The 17019-nt window shown below is 72.9% G+C and carries 15 protein-coding genes; 10 read left to right on the top strand and 5 right to left on the bottom strand.

The window, feature by feature from the left end; all coding sequences use genetic code 11:
- The first annotated feature begins 7 nt into the window (after positions 1 to 7).
- From ABD126_RS30730 to ABD126_RS30695, 8 genes are all read left to right on the top strand, one after another.
- Positions 8 to 751 carry an N-acetyltransferase gene (locus tag ABD126_RS30730; RefSeq protein ID WP_343937566.1) on the top strand — a complete coding sequence of 248 codons (744 nt, stop codon included), beginning with the start codon at positions 8 to 10 and terminating at the stop codon, positions 749 to 751.
- On the top strand, positions 748 to 1800 hold the full coding sequence (locus ABD126_RS30725; protein ID WP_343937564.1) for a methyltransferase: 1053 nt from the start codon (positions 748 to 750) through the stop codon (positions 1798 to 1800). Before ABD126_RS30730 ends, ABD126_RS30725 begins: the two co-directional genes overlap by 4 nt.
- Before the next feature lie 461 nt (positions 1801 to 2261).
- The gene (locus ABD126_RS30720) at positions 2262 to 3890 is read left to right on the top strand and encodes an MFS transporter (RefSeq protein WP_343937562.1); all 1629 of its coding nucleotides are present in this window, start codon (positions 2262 to 2264) and stop codon (positions 3888 to 3890) included.
- Between the two features lie 375 nt (positions 3891 to 4265).
- Positions 4266 to 6008, top strand: coding sequence for an acyl-CoA dehydrogenase family protein (locus tag ABD126_RS30715; RefSeq protein ID WP_343937560.1), 1743 nt, complete (start codon positions 4266 to 4268; stop codon positions 6006 to 6008).
- A 2-nt stretch (positions 6009 to 6010) separates the two neighbouring features.
- On the top strand, positions 6011 to 6634 hold the full coding sequence (locus tag ABD126_RS30710; protein ID WP_343937558.1) for a TenA family protein: 624 nt from the start codon (positions 6011 to 6013) through the stop codon (positions 6632 to 6634).
- A 43-nt stretch (positions 6635 to 6677) separates the two neighbouring features.
- Entirely contained in the window at positions 6678 to 7790 is a 1113-nt protein-coding gene (locus tag ABD126_RS30705; protein WP_343937556.1) for a hypothetical protein, read from the top strand.
- A gap of 2 nt (positions 7791 to 7792) precedes the next feature.
- Complete coding sequence (locus ABD126_RS30700; protein WP_343937554.1) at positions 7793 to 8284, top strand: hypothetical protein; 492 nt, start codon at positions 7793 to 7795, stop codon at positions 8282 to 8284.
- 82 nt (positions 8285 to 8366) lie between these two features.
- A complete protein-coding gene (locus tag ABD126_RS30695) occupies positions 8367 to 9236 on the top strand; it encodes an LLM class F420-dependent oxidoreductase (RefSeq protein ID WP_343937552.1) in 870 nt (289 codons plus the stop codon).
- Position 9237: 1 nt separating this feature from the next.
- On the opposite strand, the gene ABD126_RS30690 is transcribed toward ABD126_RS30695, so the two are convergent.
- Positions 9238 to 10017 (bottom strand): leucine-rich repeat domain-containing protein, encoded by a 780-nt coding sequence (locus ABD126_RS30690; RefSeq protein ID WP_343937550.1) that lies wholly within the window; start codon positions 10015 to 10017, stop codon positions 9238 to 9240.
- 74 nt (positions 10018 to 10091) lie between these two features.
- On the opposite strand from ABD126_RS30690, the gene ABD126_RS30685 reads away from it, so the two are divergent.
- Positions 10092 to 10442 carry a PLD nuclease N-terminal domain-containing protein gene (locus ABD126_RS30685; RefSeq protein ID WP_343937800.1) on the top strand — a complete coding sequence of 117 codons (351 nt, stop codon included), beginning with the start codon at positions 10092 to 10094 and terminating at the stop codon, positions 10440 to 10442.
- Positions 10443 to 10496: 54 nt separating this feature from the next.
- Here the strand turns inward: ABD126_RS30685 and ABD126_RS30680 are convergent, their stop codons facing one another.
- Genes ABD126_RS30680 through ABD126_RS30670 form a run of 3 tightly spaced genes read right to left on the bottom strand, consistent with a single transcriptional unit; the run spans position 10497 to position 12336 of the window.
- A complete protein-coding gene (locus ABD126_RS30680; RefSeq protein ID WP_343937548.1) occupies positions 10497 to 10979 on the bottom strand; it encodes a pyridoxamine 5'-phosphate oxidase family protein in 483 nt (160 codons plus the stop codon).
- Positions 10979 to 11476 carry a YbaK/EbsC family protein gene (locus tag ABD126_RS30675; RefSeq protein WP_343937546.1) on the bottom strand — a complete coding sequence of 166 codons (498 nt, stop codon included), beginning with the start codon at positions 11474 to 11476 and terminating at the stop codon, positions 10979 to 10981. The genes ABD126_RS30680 and ABD126_RS30675 overlap by 1 nt, the downstream gene beginning before the upstream one ends.
- Positions 11473 to 12336 (bottom strand): 3-hydroxybutyryl-CoA dehydrogenase, encoded by an 864-nt coding sequence (locus ABD126_RS30670; protein WP_343937544.1) that lies wholly within the window; start codon positions 12334 to 12336, stop codon positions 11473 to 11475. The genes ABD126_RS30675 and ABD126_RS30670 overlap by 4 nt, the downstream gene beginning before the upstream one ends.
- 222 nt (positions 12337 to 12558) lie before the next feature.
- Between ABD126_RS30670 and ABD126_RS30665 the strand changes: the two genes are divergently transcribed.
- Positions 12559 to 13791, top strand: a complete 1233-nt coding sequence (locus ABD126_RS30665; protein WP_343937542.1) for a cytochrome P450 family protein — start codon at positions 12559 to 12561, stop codon at positions 13789 to 13791.
- Positions 13792 to 13854: 63 nt separating this feature from the next.
- Here ABD126_RS30665 and ABD126_RS30660 read toward each other — a convergent pair.
- A partial coding sequence (locus tag ABD126_RS30660) for an SDR family NAD(P)-dependent oxidoreductase (RefSeq protein ID WP_343937540.1) occupies positions 13855 to 17019 on the bottom strand: 3165 nt, incomplete at its 5' end.

Genomic DNA, 17019 nt, shown 5'->3' with positions numbered 1-17019 from the left:
GGTGGACATGCGTGTCGTGACGCTCAAAGAACGCCCGGACCTCACGGACGCCATGCTGCACATGGAAGCCGAGTGGCCCCCTTACATCGCGCCCGAGCCGATGCTGATCGGGTGGGCGTTCGACCGGTACTCGCAGCACCAGATCGTCGTGGTGGACGACGACGACACCGTGGTCGCACGGGCGGCGAGCGTGCCGTTCTCGTGGGACGGCTCGGTGGACTCGTTGCCGGACAACGGGTGGGACGCCGCGCTCAAGCTCAGCATGATGGACACCTACGACGGCCGTCCTCTCACGACGCTGTGCGCGTTGGAAGTCGCCGTGGTCCCGGGCAAGCGCGCGCGGAACCTGTCCGCGTTCACCCTGGCCGCGGTCGCCGACAACGCCCGCGACCACGGCTACCGGGACGTCGTCGTGCCGGTCCGGCCCAGCGCCAAGCACCACGAGCCGCACGTGCCGATGACCGAGTACGCGGCCCGCACCCGGGACGACGGCCTGCCGACCGACCCGTGGCTGCGCGTCCACGTCCGGGCGGGCGCGCAGGTCCTCAAGGTGTGCCCCGTGTCCATGACCATCTCCGGCAGCCTCGCGCAGTGGCGCGCGTGGACCGGACTCCCCTTCGACACCAGCGGACCGGTCGTCGTGCCGGGCGCGCTGACCCCGGTCCGGGCGGACGTCGTCCACGACCACGCCGTCTACCTGGAACCCAACGTGTGGGTCCGACACCCCCTCACCGAAAGGCATGCCCGATGACCAGCACCCTGCCCGCCCGCATCGACCAGACCCGCATCGCCAACCGCGCCGCGCTGATCGAGGTCATCGGCGGTTACATGGCCTCGCAGGCCCTGGCCCTGGCCGCCGAGCTGAAGATCGCCGACCACGTCCACGCGGGCGTGACCGCGAGCGCGGACCTGGCGTCGGCCACCGCCACCCACGCCCCGTCGCTGCACCGCCTGCTGCGCACCCTGGTGGCCATCGGCCTGCTCGCCGAGCCCGAGCCGGACCGGTTCGCGCTGACCGAGGTGGGCGAGCAGCTGCGCACGGACTCGCCGAACTCGTTGTGGGCGTTCACGCGGTTCTTCACCAACCCGACGCTGTTCTCGTCGTGGCAGCAGGTGAAGCACACGATCACCACGGGCGAGTGCGCGTTCGACCACGTCCACGGCAAGAACATCTACGTGCACCTGGCGGAGAACCCCGAGCTGTCGGCGTTGTTCAACGTGGCGATGGGCCAGGAGTCGCGGGTCTCGGCGGAGCTGGTGGCCGACGGGTACGACTACGCGGACGTCCGGCGGATCGTCGACGTCGGCGGCGGCGACGGCACCCTGCTGTCCGCGATCCTCGGCGCCCACCCGCACCTGACGGGCGTGTGCTTCGACAGCGCGGCGGGCGTGGCGGAGGCGGCGGGCGTGCTCGCGGCGGCCGGCGTGTCGGAGCGCTGCGAGGTCGTGGCCGGCGACTTCTTCGAGTCCGTGCCCGGCGGCGGTGACCTCTACATCATCAAGAGCGTCTTCCAGGATTGGGACGACGAGAACGCGCGCAAGCTGCTGCGCACGGTGCGCGCGTCGATGCCGGCGGACGCGACGCTGCTGATCGTGGGGTCCGTGCTGCCCGACCGGGCGAACACCGACAACCCGGTGATGTTCTACACCGACATCAACATGCTGGTGACCGCTGGTGGGCGGGAGCGGACCGAGGGGCAGTTCCGGGCGTTGCTCGCGGATGCCGGGTTCATCGTGGAGTCGGTGGGGCACGGCGCGGCTGGGCCGTTGTCGCTGATCACGGCGCGTCCGGCGGTGTGAGGTGGGGCGTGGGTGGCGGCCTCCGGCCCCCGGTTTCGAGTGTCTCACGGGGGTACGACAGTTCCGGGCTGACCGGCTGAGGTGACCGGTCGGGGCGGCGGCTCGCGGGCGGCTTGCGGGCGGCTCGCGGGCGGCAAGTCTCGAAGCGTCCGCCCGTCTTCCCGCCGCCGCTTCCCCGCCGCCGCTTCCCCGCCGCCGCTTCCCCGCCGCCGCTTCCCCGCCGCCGCTTCCCCGCCGCCGCGTTCCCCGCCCGCGCCGCCGCGTCCCCCGCCCGCGCCGCCGCCCCGCTCTCGGGTTCATGAGCCGCCGGCCCCCGGTGCGCTGGGGCTCCAGCGTGCAGTTACCGCCGGGTTGCCGCCGAATGGTGGTCACCGGGTGCGACGGCATACCCCCTCCCTGTATGGTCAGGGACGCTCACCGATACCCCCACCCGGTATCACCGCCGACGGAAGGGATGGGTCATGTCCACCGCGAACCAAGCACCACCACGAGCCGGACGACGGGAGTGGCTGGGACTGGGCCTGCTGGTGCTCCCGTCCCTCCTGCTCTTCATGATGCTGACGATCCTGTTCCTCGCGATCCCGCACATCTCCGCGAGCCTGCGCCCCGACGGCACGCAGATGCTGTGGATCGTCGACATCTACGGCTTCCTGATGGCGGGCTTCCTCGTCGCCATGGGCACGCTCGGCGACCGGGTCGGCCGCCGCAAGCTGCTGGCGCTCGGGTCGGCGGTGTTCGCGATCGTCTCGGTCGTCGCCGCCTACACCAGCGACCCGTCGATGATGATCTTCTGGCGGGCCGTGCTCGGCGTCGCCGCCGCGGCGGTCATGCCGGCCACGCTCGGGCTGATCTTCTCGATGTTCCTCGACCCCAAGCAGCGCGGCGTGGCGATCGGCGCGTGGGCGGCCGGCATCTCGGTCGGTGTCGCGCTCGGACCGCTGCTGTCCGGGTTGCTGCTGGAGGTCTTCACCTGGCGGGCGACGTTCCTGGTGGCCGTGCCGGTCATGGCGTTGGTGGCGATCGCCGCTCCGTTCGTCCTGCCCGAGCACAAGGACGCGAACGCGGGCAAGCTCGACGTGCTCAGCGTGGGACTCCTGCTGGTGACCCTGCTGCCGCTGATCTACGGCGTCAAGGCGTTGGCGAAGGACGACTCGCTGGTCGAGGCGTTGGGCGCGATCGTGATCGGTGTCGCGTTCGGCGTGTGGTTCGTGGTGCGGCAGTTGCGGATCGACGCGCCCCTGCTCGACATCCGGTTGTTCGCCAACCGCACGGTGTCGGGAGCGCTGTCCGTCTACATCCTGGCGGCGCTCGCCATGGGTGGCATGTACCTGATGTTCACGCAGTACCTGCAACTGGTGGCGGAGCTGTCGCCGTTGCAGACCGGCCTCGCGATCCTGCCTGCCGCGCTCGTCCTGGTGGGCGTCTCGATGTCCACGCCGATCCTGGCGCGACGCGTCCGGCCCGGCTTCATCATCGCGGGCGGCTTGGCGATCCAGGTCGTCGGCTACCTGATGCTGACGCGGGTCGAGAGCACCGCCGGCCTGCCGCTGCTGATCGCCGGCTTCATCGTGCTGTACCCGGCGGTCAACCCGGCGATGGCGCTGACCACCGGCCTCGTCGTCGGCTCGGTGCCGCCGGAGAAGGCGGGCGCGGCGTCCGGCCTGAGCACCACGGCGAACGACCTCGGCCTGTCGCTGGGGGTGGCGCTGATCGGCAGCATCGGCGTCGCGGTCTACCGGGACGGGGTCGCCCTGCCCGGCGGCCTGACCGACGAGGACGCTTCGGCGGCGCGCGACAGCCTCGACGGCGCGGTGGCGGTGGCCGGGCGGGTGTCCGGCGACCTGGGTGGACAGGTGCTGGAGACCGCGCGGGCCGCGTTCACCAGCGGGCTGAACACCGGTGCCCTGATCGCGGCCGTGATCGCGGCGGTGGGTGCGGTGCTGGCGGCGACCCTGCTCCGCCACGTGCCTCCGACCAGCGGCAACGACTGGGGCGGCGGCGCGGATGAGACGGCTGATGCGGCTGTGTCTGCGGACGGGACCGGTGCTGCGGGCGACACCAAGGCGGCTGAGGTGGCGGGTCCGAAGTAGACGGATGTGGGGCGGGTGTCCTCGCCGGTTCGAGTGGCCGGCGAGGACGCTCCCCTGGCACGGAATGGCCACACCGGTGCGATAGCGGGTGCGCGGGTGCGGGCGGCTGTGCGGGTGCCGGGTGGCTGTGCGGGTGCGGGGCGGCTGTGCCGGCGCAGAGCGGCTGTGCGGGTGCCACAGCGGCTGCGCGGGTGCCGGGCGGCTGTGCCGGCGCGGGAGGCCGGTGGGCTGGCGCGGCGGCGGCGAGCGCAGCGCGTTGGCGTTGGCGGAGCGGCGGCGAGCGCGGTGCGTTGGCAGTGGGCTGGCGGTGCGGCGCCGGCGGTGCGTTGGCGCTGGCTGCGCGTTGGCGGCGCGGCGGTGCCCCAGTCGGCTTGAGTGGTTCGAAGTAGGCGAACGTTGGGGGAGGCGACGGTGTCCAGTCCGAGTTTCGGTAGGGAGCTCTTCCGCGGCCGGCTGCGGCTCGACCTGGTCGAGCCCCCGCCCGACAGCGGCCTCACCACCGAGGAGAAAATTTTCCTTCAGTCAATTGAAAATTTCTGTCGGCTGAAGGTGTCTGGGGCCGCGATCGAGCGGGAGGATCGGATCCCGGACGACGTGGTGGACGGGCTTCGCGACCTCGGGGCGTTCGCCGTCAAGTTGCCGCGTGAGTACGGCGGGCTCGGGCTGTCGAACCTCTGCTACCTCCGCACGCTCATGCTCGTCGGCTCCGCGCACTCCTCGTTGGCCGAGCTGCTCGCCGCGCACCAGGCCATCGGGCTCACCCAACCCCTCCTCCTGTTCGGCACCGACGAGCAGAAACGCGAACTGCTGCCGCGCTGCGCCCGCGAGATCTCCGCGTTCACGCTCACCGAGCCGGACATCGGCAACGACCCGTTCCGCATGCGCACCACCGCCACCCCCACCGCCGACGGCTACCTCCTCGACGGCCTCAAGCTCTGGGTCACCAACGGGACCATCGCCGACCTGCTGGTGGTCATGGCGATGGTCCCGCCCCGCCCCGGCCGGCCCGGCGGCATGTCGGCGTTCGTGGTCGAAGCGGACGCGCCGGGGGTCACCGTCGAGCACCGCAGTGCGTTCCTCGGGCTCAAAGGGCTCGAAAACGGCGTCGTGCGGCTGCACGACGTCCTCGTCCCCGAGAACCGGCGGATCGGGCCCGAAGGGCAAGGGCTGGAAGTCGCGCTGGCCGCGCAGGACACCGGCCGCCTCTCGCTGCCGTCCGTGTGCGCGGCGTCGGCGAAGTGGAGCTTGAAGATCGCCCGCGAGTGGTCGCGGGCGCGGGTGCAGTGGGACAAGCCGATCGGGGCGCACGAAGCCGTCGCCGCCAAGGTCGCGTTCATCGCCGCCACCGCGTTCGCGTTGGAAGCCGTCGTGGAGGTGTCCGGGCGGCGGTCGGACGCGGGGGTGGACACGCGGGCCGAGGCGGAGTTGGCGAAGTTGTTCGCGTCCGAGCAGGTCTGGCGGGTCGCGGACGAGCTGTTGCAGGTGCGTGGCGGGCGCGGGTACGAGACCGCCGAGTCCGCCGCCGCGCGCGGCGAACGCGGTGTGCCGGTCGAGCAACTGCTCCGCGACGTCCGGATCGGGCGGATCTTCGACGGGTCCACCGAGGCGTTGCGCGTGTTCATCGCCTCCGACGCCCTGGCCGACGACGAAGCGCCCGACTGGACACCGGACGCCGAGCCGGACTTCGGCGACCTGACCGGGCACGTGGTGTTCGCCGCGAACACCGCCCGCGAACTGGCCCGGCACCTCGACCGCGGGCGCAAGCGGTGGGGTGACCGGGTGTTGGAGCGGCAGCTGTTCGTGGGGCGGGTCGTGGACATCGCCGCCGAGCTGTACGCGATGACCGTGAGCTGCGTGCACGCCCGGTCGCTGGGCGGGTCGGCGGTCGAGCTGGCCGACGCGTTCTGCGGCCAGTCGCGGCGGCGCGTCGCGCGGCTGTGGGACCGGCTGTGGGTCAACACCGACGAGCGGGACGCGGCCCTCGCCGCGCGCGTGCTGGACGACGCCTACACGTGGCTGGAGGACGGCGTCCTCGACCCGTCGATCGAAGGACCGTGGATCGCCGAGGTGGTGCCGGGGCCGTCGGTCCGGGCGTCCGTGCGGCGCGAGAGGGGATGAGGGTGGACGTCGCGGACTTGGTGGCGCGGGGCCGGCAGTCGCTGGTCAAGGCGCCGAACCGGTTCCTGGAACTGGTCGAGGGCGGCCCGGTGGAGACCGCGCGGCTGCGCGGGCTGGCCGGGGAGCTGTACCACCTGGTGGCAAGCGACCGGCAGAGCTTCGCCCTGCTGGCGGCGCGGTTCCCGGAACCGCTGTTCCTGGCCATGGCCGGCGCGGAGGACGAGGCGTTGGCGCTGCTGCTCGACTTCGGCGCGGCGGTCGGCGCGGGCGAGGAGGACCTGCGGGCGCACGAGCCCCAGCCGCTCGCCCAGGCCTACCCGGCGTTCCTCGCGCGGACGGCGGTGTTCGGGCCGCGCGGGGCGGTGCCGTTGGCGCTGCTGGTCAACGTCGAGGCGTCCGGCGGCACCTACGCGCGGCTCGCGGACGCGTTGCAGGCCCAGGGCTTCTCCGACGAGGCGGTGGCGCACTTCCGGTTCTTCGCCGAGACCCCGCGGGAGGTGCTGGACCAGGCCGCGGAGGTGGTGGCCCGGGGGCTGGCGGCCGGCGACGACCCGGTGGAGCTGCTGCGGGCGGCTCGCATGGTCGACGCCTACGAAGCGGCGTTCTGGTCCGTCATAGCCGAGTGAGACCCCACGCCGCCCGGCGCGGGGCGGGGAGGGGAGCGCGGACATGGCCGGATTCTTCGTGGACCCGCCGTCGGTGGCGGGTCTGGGCCGGCTCGTCACGCGCAACGGCGAGGCGGTCGGGCGGTTCGTCCAGGAACTGGAGCACCGGCGGCCCGACGGCTACCAGGAAGGGCTGCTGGGCCTGCTCAACGAGCCGTTGAACGAGGTCCAGCGGGTCGGCGAGGCCAACACCCGGCACGCCGCCCACCTGGCCCGGACGTCCGGCGCGGAGATCACCGCGCTCGCCGCCCACTACGTCCGGACCGACCTGGCCGGGGCGCGTCGCCTGGACGCCGTCCACCCCGGCCCGACGCCCACCCGCCTCGCCGCCGCCGACGTCGTCACCCCGGACGCGGGCTTCGACGGCGGTCGCGACCCGGCCGCCGACCCGGCGAACCCCGCCCGGCCCTACCCGGGCGTGCCGCCGCACCCCGACGAGAAGGCCGTCGCCGAGGGCTGGAACGTCGACTTCGAGCAGGGCGTGGACGAACTGCTGGCCCGGTGCTCGGTCGCGCAGCACGTCCGCGACCTCATGCGCGCCCTGACCGGCCGGGACGTCTTCGAGGAGCTGACCCGGCTGGTCGGCGGCGACTGGAGCAACCTCTACCGGCAGGGACAGGCGTTCGAGGACACCGCGTACGCGTGCGCGATCGTGGCGGAGAACGTCGACCGCGGGCGCTACCTGGTGCAGGACAAGTGGGACGGCAACGCCGCGAACGCGGCCGAGAGCTGGCTCGCCGAGTACGCCGCCGCCTGCCGCGGGCACGTCGAGTTCATGACCGGGGTCAGCGGCCGGATCAGGAAGTTCGCGAGCGCGGCCTACCACGCCGTCGCGGCCCTGACCATCCTGGTCGACACCCTGCTCGACGCCCTGGTCGACCTGCTCACCCGCAACGCCGGGGCGTTCATCGGCGGGGCGATCAGCGTCCTGCGCGGGCAGAACCCGCTGCACGGCGTCGTGTCGGTGCTGTTCGCGGTGTCGAAGATCTCCAGCGCCATCGACGCGGTCCGGGCGGCGGCGCACGTCGCGGTGTCGGGGTTGCAGGTGCTCGTCGCCAACGGCGAGGTGGTGGCCAAGCAGTGGCCGTGCACGCCGTACGACCGCAAGGAGGCCTAGCCGTGGAGAACCCGTGGAGCACGCCGGCCGGTCGGCGGGCGCAGGAGCTGCGGACGACGGCCCTCGCCGCCGGGTCGGGGGAGGTGGCGGAGTTCGCGCGCGAGGTGGTGGCGGGTCGGGCGTCGAGCCGTGACCTGCTGTTCACGTCGGCGTTGAGCGACCGGGCGTTGCAGCCGGTGCGCGACCTGGTCGAGCGGTGGCACCGGCTGCCGCCCGCCGACCGGGCCCGACTGGAGGCGGAGGCGGCCAACGACACGGCGGCCCGCATCGCCGCCCTGAACGCCCTGCCCGCCGACGCGCTCGAACCACCGCCCGCCGACGCCCTGCCCGCCGACGCCCGGTCCACCGACGCGCTCGAACCACCGCCCGCCGCGCAGCCCCACGCAGCCGAGCAGCCGCCCGCAGCCGGTCGGTCTTCGTGGCCCCGGGCGGCGCGGCGACCGGACGACACCGATCCGGACGAAGGCCGCACTTTCCTCTCCGACGCCTGGTGAGAGCCCCGCCGCGGGTCATCGGCCGTGTGAACTTCGGATTGGCCCTTGTGCTGGAGTGCACTCCAGTTCCTAGGCTGGCGGGGTGCGCTTGGGAATCCACGTCATCGAATTCACCGTCCCCGACGGCGCGGCCGGCATCGCGCCCGAGTTGGCGAAGGTCGGCCGAGCGGTCGAGGCCGCGGGTGTCGCCCGCCTCTCCGTGATGGACCACTTCTTCCAGATGGACGGGTTCAAGCCCGCCACGGACCCGATGCTGGAGGGCTACTCGACCCTCGGCTTCCTCGCCGCCCACACCTCCGCCGTGCAGCTCGGCCTGCTGGTCACCGGTGTCACCTACCGCCACCCGGGGCTGCTGGCCAAGACCGTGTCCACTGTGGACGTGCTGTCCGGCGGCCGGGTCGAGCTGGGCATCGGCGCGGCCTGGTACGAGCGCGAGCACCTCGGCCTGGGCGTGCCGTTCCCGCCGCTGTCGGAGCGGTTCGAGCGGCTGGAGGAGGCGATCCGGATCTGCCTGCAGATGTGGGACCCGGACAACAACGGCGCGTTCGAGGGCAAGCACTACCAGTTGGCCGAGACCCTGTGCTCGCCGCAGCCGATCCGCCGTCCCCCGATCATGATCGGCGGCGGTGGCGAGAAGAAGACGCTGCGGATGGTCGCCCAGTACGCCGACGCCTGCAACCTGTTCGCCGGCGACAAGGACCAGGTCCGGCACAAGCTGGACGTGCTGCGCGGCCACTGCGACAAGTTCGGCCGCGACCTGTCGTCCATCGACAAGACCCTGACCTACCGCGTCGCGCCCGCGGTGGACACGATCGACGAGTTCCTGCGGGACATCGCCGACTACGCCGAACTGGGCATCGACACGGTCATCCTGGTCCCGCCGGGCGACGCGCCGGCGGCCTGGATCGAAGAAGTCGCCACGCCGCTCGTGCCACGCCTCACCGACCTGTAGCTCACCACCGCCCGGCGGGCTGGACGACGTCCGGCCCGCCGGTGTGCGGGGTCGGCACGTGGTCGGGCGCGGGTTCCGGCAGCGCCGCGACGCACTCGGCCGAGCACGCGTTCACCAGCAGCGGCAACACGTCCGTGCCGACCCACCGGGAGATCCACACCTGGTGGAGTTCGCCGACCGGGCCGTCGCACACGCCGCACGTGCGCACCGCCGTGGCGCCCCGCGCCCCGGGGTCGAGGTCGGTCAGGTCGAGACCCGCTTCCGCCGGGCGCAGCGCCGGGAATGGCGGCCGGTGCTTGAAGTTGCCGTAGAGGGCGCGGGTGCTGACCGTGCTGCGGGTCAGCAGGGCGCACCGGGTCAGCTCGTACGGGTACCAGTGCAGCCGGTGCGAGGTGTAGGGCTCGAACACCCGCAGGCCGCTCATGGCCCCGATCTCCGGCGGGATGCGCACCAGGTTGGTCCCGTAGAGCACCAGCTTCTCCACCGCGGTCAACTTCGCGATCGTCGGCGGCAGCGTGACGACCTGCCGCCGTTCCGGGCCGCTCAGCTCGGCGAACGGCTGGAACACCGCCCGGCCGTCGGCCGCCGCCTCGTCCACGAGTTCCAGCAGGCGGAGCCAGCCGGGCGCCGTGGTGTCCTGCCGGTCGCGGTGGAAGGAGACCTTCCGGGTCGCCGGGCGCAGGCACTGGCACCGGTCGCGGTCGGGCTCGCGGGAGGTGGGGCCGGTCGCGGTGGCGAACCGGTTGGGGAAGGACTGCGGCGGCTGCTCGTCCGACGGCACGGCTCGGAGCTTATGCCCGGGTCGGGGTGCGCTACCCTCCTTGGCGCTTGAAGACCTTGGGGGGTTGGCGGGAAGTGCTGTACTTCGGTGGTTTCTTCGGACTGCTCACGTTCGGCCTGTGGCTGTTCTGCCTGGTCGACGTGATCACCTCGGACGAGGGCGACATCCGGCACCTGCCCAAGGTGACGTGGCTGTTGGTCGTCCTGTTCTTCCCGCTGGTCGGGTCGATCGCGTGGCTGGTCGCGGGCCGGCCGGCGAGGGCGCACACCCGGCCGCGCGCGTTCGAGCGGAACACGCCCGCGTATCCCGAGTACGACCGGCCCGGGCGCTTCGCCGCCGCCGACCCCGCCTCGGACGCGGAGTTCCTGCGCCGCTGCCGGGAGCGGGCCGAGGAGCAGCGGCGCAAGGCCCGCGGCGAGGGGTAGCGCGGCGGCGCGAGGCCTGCGAGAGCTAGGGCAGCGGCGCGAGGCCCGTGACGGCTAGGGCAGCGGCACTTCCACGCGGCGGTCGATGCGGTCCTCGATCCACGTCGTCGTGTCGATGAGCCAGATCCGCTCGACCGCCACCTGGTAGATCCGGTGCTCGGCGGGGGCCAGCAGGGCGTCGACCGGCAGGGTGTACTCCCGCCTGGACGCCTCGTCCGGCAGCAGGGCGTCGTAGAACGCGGCGTGGTGTTCGCGCACCTCGTCCTCGGTCAGCTCGCGGCACGTGCCGCTGAACTGCGCCCCGTCCACCTCGGTCAACGCGCTCCCCGTGACGAACAGGGAACCGCTCACCCCCGGCCGCGCCGCGACGTGCCGGCTGTGCCGCGACCCGACCGCCGACCCGAACAGCAACCGCAGCGGGTCGCGCAGAACGGCGTACTGCAGCACCGCCGACCAGGGCTCGCCCGTCGCGGACACCGTGGCCAGCGACAGGTACTTGGCCTCGTCGAGCACGCGGGCCAACCGGGAGGCGAGCATCAGCCTGCCTCCGCCAACGGCGCGCCCGCGATGTCCTCGACCCGGGGACGGGCCAGGCGGGCGTAGTCCGCGGTGTCCAGGGCGACCGACACGTCCAGCCGCGCCGCGTTGAAGAACATCTCCGGCTCCTCCAACAGGGTCCGGTCGACCACCAGCTCCAGGTCGTCCCGGAACGTGAACGGGATGATGGTGCCGCTGACGCACCCGGACAGCTCCTCCGCCGTCTCCCGCGTCGCGAACGACGCGTAGGTGCCGCCCCACAGCTCGCGCAGCGCCTCCAGCGACACCAGGCGGTCGCCGGGCACCACGGCCAGCACGAACCGGTTCACCTTCTTGCCGTGCTTGACCCGCGCCACGATGCACTTCGCCGCCTGGGACAACGGGTGCCCGCGCAGCCGGCTCGCCGGCGACGTCACGCCCTCCGGGGCGTGGTGGATCAGGCGGTACCGCGCGCCCCCGGCCGACAACCGCGCCAGCAGCTTCTCGTACGACGTCATCGCGGGTACTCGTAGAACCCTCGACCGGTCTTCTTGCCGAGCAGGCCGCCCGACACCATGCGCGCCAGCAGCGGCGGCGGCGAGTAGTGCGGCTCGCGGTACTCCCGGTAGAGCGACTCGCTGATCGCCGCCACGATGTCCAGGCCGATCAGGTCGATCAGGCTCAGCGGACCCATCGGGTGCGCGCAGCCCAGCGTCATCGCCTTGTCGATGTCGGCGATCGGCGCCATCCCGGACTCCAGCATCCGCACCGCGGACAGCAGGTAGGGGATCAGCAGGGCGTTGACCACGAACCCCGCGCGGTCCTTGGTGCGCACGACCTGCTTGCCCAGCACGTCCACCACGAACGCCTCGGCGCGGTCCACGGTGGACGCGTCGGTCAGCACCGACCCGACGACCTCGACCAGCGGCAGCACCGTGGCGGGGTTGAAGAAGTGGATGCCGACCACGCTCTCCGGCCGGCTCGTCACCCCGCCCAGCTGCACGATCGGGAACGACGACGTGTTGGACCCGAGGATGGCGTGCTCGTCCTCGACCACCTTGTCCAGGGTGGCGAAGACGTCCAGCTTCACCGACTCCTGCTCCGACACCGCCTCGACGACCAGTTGGCGGTCGGCGAGGTCGCCCAGGTCCGCGGTGAACGAGATCCGCGCCAGCGCCGCGTCCCGCTCCGGCCCGCTGAGCTTCCCCTTGCCCACCAGGCGGTCCAGCGACCCGGCCAGCCGCGCCCGGCCCTTGTCCACCGAGGCCGGCCGCGACACCGCGACCACCACGTCCAGCCCGGCGCGGGCGCACAGCTCGGCGACCCCGGCGCCCATGACCCCGCACCCGACCACGCCGACCCGGCTGATGCTCTCCATTGTTCCCAGCTTCCTCACGTGAATGCGTGGAATACGACGAGCAGGACGGGATCACCGCCACGAAAACACTGCCAACCTGTACTGAAAACCCTAGGACACGGCCTTCGCGCACGGCAATGACCTGCACGTTCGCCCAATCGAGGCTCAAGCGCGCAATTACCTCGCGATTTCTGTCCAGCGGTAACTTCGTGGACATCCAGTAATCATTTCGGGAGGCGCACGATGATCGACTTCAGCGCTGCCACCACCGCGAAGATCGACAGCCGGGGTGGCAAGTGCCTGTACGCCCAGATGGACGAGTTCCGGGCGGCCGGACCGGCCGTGGCCGTCGAGCTGCCGGAAGGCATGTCGGCCTGGTCGGTCTCCCGCGGCGACGTGGTCCGCACGCTGTTGACGCACCCCGGTGTCTCCCGGAACGTCAAGAAGAACGTGCCGAGCTACTCGCCGGGCGTGGTCCAGTGGCTGTCGCCGTGGGTGGACGTGGAGAGCATGTCCACCGCCGAGGGCCGCGAGCACCAGCGCCTGCGCCAGCTCGTCGCCCCGGCCCTGACCCCCAAGCGCATCGACGCCATGCGCCCCCACCTGGAGGCCATCGCCAAGCGGCTGCTGGACGAGCTGGCCGAGCACCCGGCCGACCAGCCGGTGGACCTGCACACCGCGTACTCGCAGCAACTGCCCACCCGCATGATCTGCGACCTGTTCGGCGTGCCCGACGACCTGCGGCCCGAGGTCCTGCGCATCCTCCGCGTGGTCCTCAACACCGACGACGTGCCGGAGGAGGAGTCGGCCGCGGTCTTCACCGACATGAACGTGGCCATGCGGCAGCTCATCGACCTCAAGCGCCGCGAACCGGCCGACGACCTGACCAGCTTCCTGCTCGCCGCCCGGGTCGTGGGCGAGGAACCGCTGGCCGAGCAGGAGCTGGTGGACATGCTCCTGCTGCTGATCGGCGGCGGCAGCCAGACCACGGTCTCCCTCATCGACCACACCGTCCGGGAGCTGCTGGCCAACCCCGCGCAGCTCCGGATCGTCCTGGCCGACCCGAGCCGGTGGCCGGACGCCGTCGAGGAGTCGCTGCGGGTGCACTGCCCGGTCGGCTCCCTGCCGATGCGCTGGGCCAAGGAGGACATCGACCTGGGCGAGGGCGTGGTGATCCGGGCTGGCGACGCGATCCTGATCAACTACCTGGCCCACGGCCGCGACCCGGACGTGCACGCGGACCCGCAGACCTTCGACGTGGACCGCGCCGACAAGGACCACCTGGCCTTCGGCCTGGGCCCGCACTTCTGCCCCGGCGCGCGGCTGGCCCGCCTGGAGGCGAACGTGGCCGTGCCCGCCCTGTTCGCGCGCTTCCCGGACCTGGCGCTGGCGGTGGCCCCGGAGGACATCGCCCCGCTGCACTCCTTCATCGCCAACGACGTGGCCGCCCTGCCGGTCCTGCTCAACCACCGCTGAGCCCCCGCACGGACGAGAGGCCCGACCGGATCGTCCGGTCGGGCCTCTCGTCGTCGTGCGGTCTCAGGCGATGTCGAGTTCGTTGTCGAGGATGTCGAAGATGTCGTCGGCCGTCGCCGCGTCGAGGTCGGCTTCCTCCGGCTGGGCGGCGGACTTGTCCCGCCACTTCGTCACCAGCCGTTGCAGCGCGGCGGTGATGTCGGTGTCCGCGTTCTCCGCCTCGACCAGTTCCAGCGTCGCCTCCAGCTTGGCGATGCCGTCGACCAGGGCGCGCATCCGCAGGGCCGCCCGGCTGCCGCCCAGCTCCTGGAGCAGGTGCTCGACCAGCGCCACCGGCGACGGGTGGTCGAAGGTCAGGGTCGCGGGCAGGCGCAGGCCGGTCACGGTGTTCAGCCGGTTGCGCAGCTCGACCGCGGTCAGCGAGTCGAAGCCCAGCTGCTTGAACGCCGTGTCCGGTGGGATGGTGTCCACCGAGGCGTGGGCCAGCACCGTCGCGACGTTGGCGCGCACGACGTCCAGCAGCACCTCGCGCTGCTCGGGCTCGGCCAGGCCGGCCAGGCGGTCGCGCAGGGCGACGGTCGGCGCGGCGCCGGTCTTCCGGGTCCGGGTGAACCCGCGCAGCGGCGGCGCGACGACGGCGGCGCCGCGCAGGGCCGCCGGGTCCAGCTTGATCGGCACCAGGCACGCCTCGTCCGCCCGCACGGCCGCGTCGAACAGCGCCAACCCCTCCGCCACCGAGTGGGCCAGCACGCCGCCCCGGCCGATGCGGGCCAGGTCCGCCTCGGTCAGGTGCCCGGCCATCGCGCCGTCCTGCCGCCACAGGCCCCAGGCCAGCGACACCGCCCGCCGGCCGGACGCCCGCCGCCGCGCGGCCAGGGCGTCCAGGAACGCGTTGGCCGCCGCGTAGTTCGCCTGACCGGCCGTGCCGAGCACGCCCGTGGCGGAGGAGAACAGCGCGAACAGGTCCACGTCCCCGACCAGCTCGTCCAGGTGCAGCGCCGCGTCCACCTTGGCCCGCAGCACCGCGTCCACCCGCTCGGGGGTCAGCGACTCGATCGTGCCGTCGTCCAGGACGCCGGCCGCGTGGACCACGCCCGCCAGGTCCGGCAGGGTGTCCAGCAACGCCGCCAGCGCGGCCCGGTCGGCGGCGTCGCACGCCACGACCTCCACCACGGCCCCGGAAGCACGCAGCTCGTCGGCCAACTCCACCGCACCGGGCGCGTCCGGCCCTCGGCGGGAGGTCAGCACCAGGTGCCGGGCACCGTGCTCGGCGACCAGGTGGCGGGCCAGGTCGGCGGCCAGCGCACCCGTGCCGCCGGTGATCAGCACGGCGCCTTCCGGGTCGAACAGGCGCTCGGCCGAAGCCGTCCGGACCTTGCTCAGCCGCGGCACGAACAACGCGCCGCCGCGCACCGCCACCTGCGGCTCACCGGTCGCCACCGCCGCGCCGACGTGGGCCTCGTCCTCGGTGTCCACCAGCACGAACCGGTCGGGGTGCTCGGTCTGCGCGGACCGCACCAACCCCCACACCGCCGCCCCGGCCGGGTTGCTCCCGTCGGTCGCCCCGCGGGTGACGAACACCAACGGCGAGCGGTCCGCGGCCAGCGACTCCCGCACCGCCGCCAGGGCGTCGTGCACGGCCGACCGCACGGCCCCGGCGTCCACGCCGCTGCCGACCTCGACCACCTCCGGCGTGTCCACGGGACCCACCGGCGTCGCGACGGGAACCCAGTCGACCCGGTACAGCGAGTCCACGGTGGACATCCGGTCGACCGGGCGGGCCACCAGCGACTCGACCACCGCCACCGGCGCGCCGGACCCGTCGGCGAACGACAGCGCGCAGGTGTCGGACGGGCCGGGCGTGATCCGCACCCGCAGCGCGGACGCGTCCCCGCCGACCACCCGCACACCGTGCCAGCTGAACGGCAGCCGCACGCCCTCGGCGTCGAGGAACAGCGCGTGCAGGGCGGAGTCCAGCAGCACGGGGTGCAGGCCGAACCCGGTCGGCACCCCCTCCGGCAGCTCGACCTCGGCGAACAGCTCCCCGCCGACGCGCCACACCGCCGTCAGGCCGCGGAACGCCGGCCCGTAGTCGACCCCGAGGTCGGCGATCCGCTCGTACAGCTCGTCCACGGCGACCGCGGCGCCGGCGGGCGGCCACTGGGCGGCCCACGCCGTGTCCACCGCCGCGCCACCCGCGTCGAGCAGACCGCTCGCGTGGTGGGTCCACTCGTCGTCGCCCTCGCGACGGGAGTGCACGCGCACCGGCCGGGCGCCCGCCTCGTCGCGGTCGCCCACCTCCACCTGCACCTGCACGGCGCCGTCGGCGGGCAGCACGAGCGGGGCGTGCAGGGTCAGCTCCGCCACGACGTCGAGGTCCACGTGCTCCGCCGCGTGCCGCGCCAGCTCCACCAGCGCGGCCCCGGGCAGCAGGACCGAGCCGAGCACGGCGTGGTCACCCAGCCAGGACTGGTCGCGCGCCGAGATCCGCCCGGTGAGCACCACGCGCTCCGAGTCGGCCAGCCCGAGGACCGCGCCGAGCAGCGGGTGGTCCGCCGCGCCCAGGCCCAGCCCGCTCGGGCTGCCCGTCGCCTCCTCGGTGACCAGCCAGTACCGCTGGTGCTGGAAGGCGTAGGTGGGCAGCTCCACGCGGCCCGCGCCGGCGAAGAAGTCCGGCCAGGCTACCGGCACGCCCCGCGCGTGCAGCCGGCCCAGCGCGCCGACGACCGCGGCGACGTCGTCCCGGTCCCGCCGCGTGGCCGCCACGACTTCGTCGGAGTCCACCATCGCCGACAGTGCCGCATCAGGACCGACCTCCAGGAATGTGCGCACGCCGTTGTCCCGCAGTGTTTCCACGGCTTGGGCGAACCGGACCGCTTCGCGTGCCTGCCGGACCCAGTAGTCGGGCGTGGGTGTGAAGGCCTGGCCGGTGACGGTCGAGATGAGGGGGATGTTCGGGGAGTGGTGGGTGATGCTCTCGGCGACCTTTCGCAGTTCGTCGAGCATGGGTTGCATGAGTGGGGAGTGGAAGGCGTGCGAGACGGTGAGCCGCTTGGTTTTGACGCCCTCTGCCGAGAGCTTGTCGGCGGCTGCGAGAACCGCTTGTTCTGCTCCGGACAGGACCAGGGAGGTGGGGCCGTTGATCGCGCCGATGGCGACCTGGTCGGACAGCAGGTCGGTGATCTGGTCTTCGGTGGCTTGTACGGCGAGCATTGCGCCGCCGGTGGG

Source organism: Saccharothrix mutabilis subsp. mutabilis, from assembly GCF_039521145.1.
Lineage (GTDB): Bacteria > Actinomycetota > Actinomycetes > Mycobacteriales > Pseudonocardiaceae > Actinosynnema > Actinosynnema mutabilis.
The sequence above is the reverse complement of the archived record's forward strand: the minus strand, read 5'-3'. Positions and strand labels throughout refer to the sequence as shown.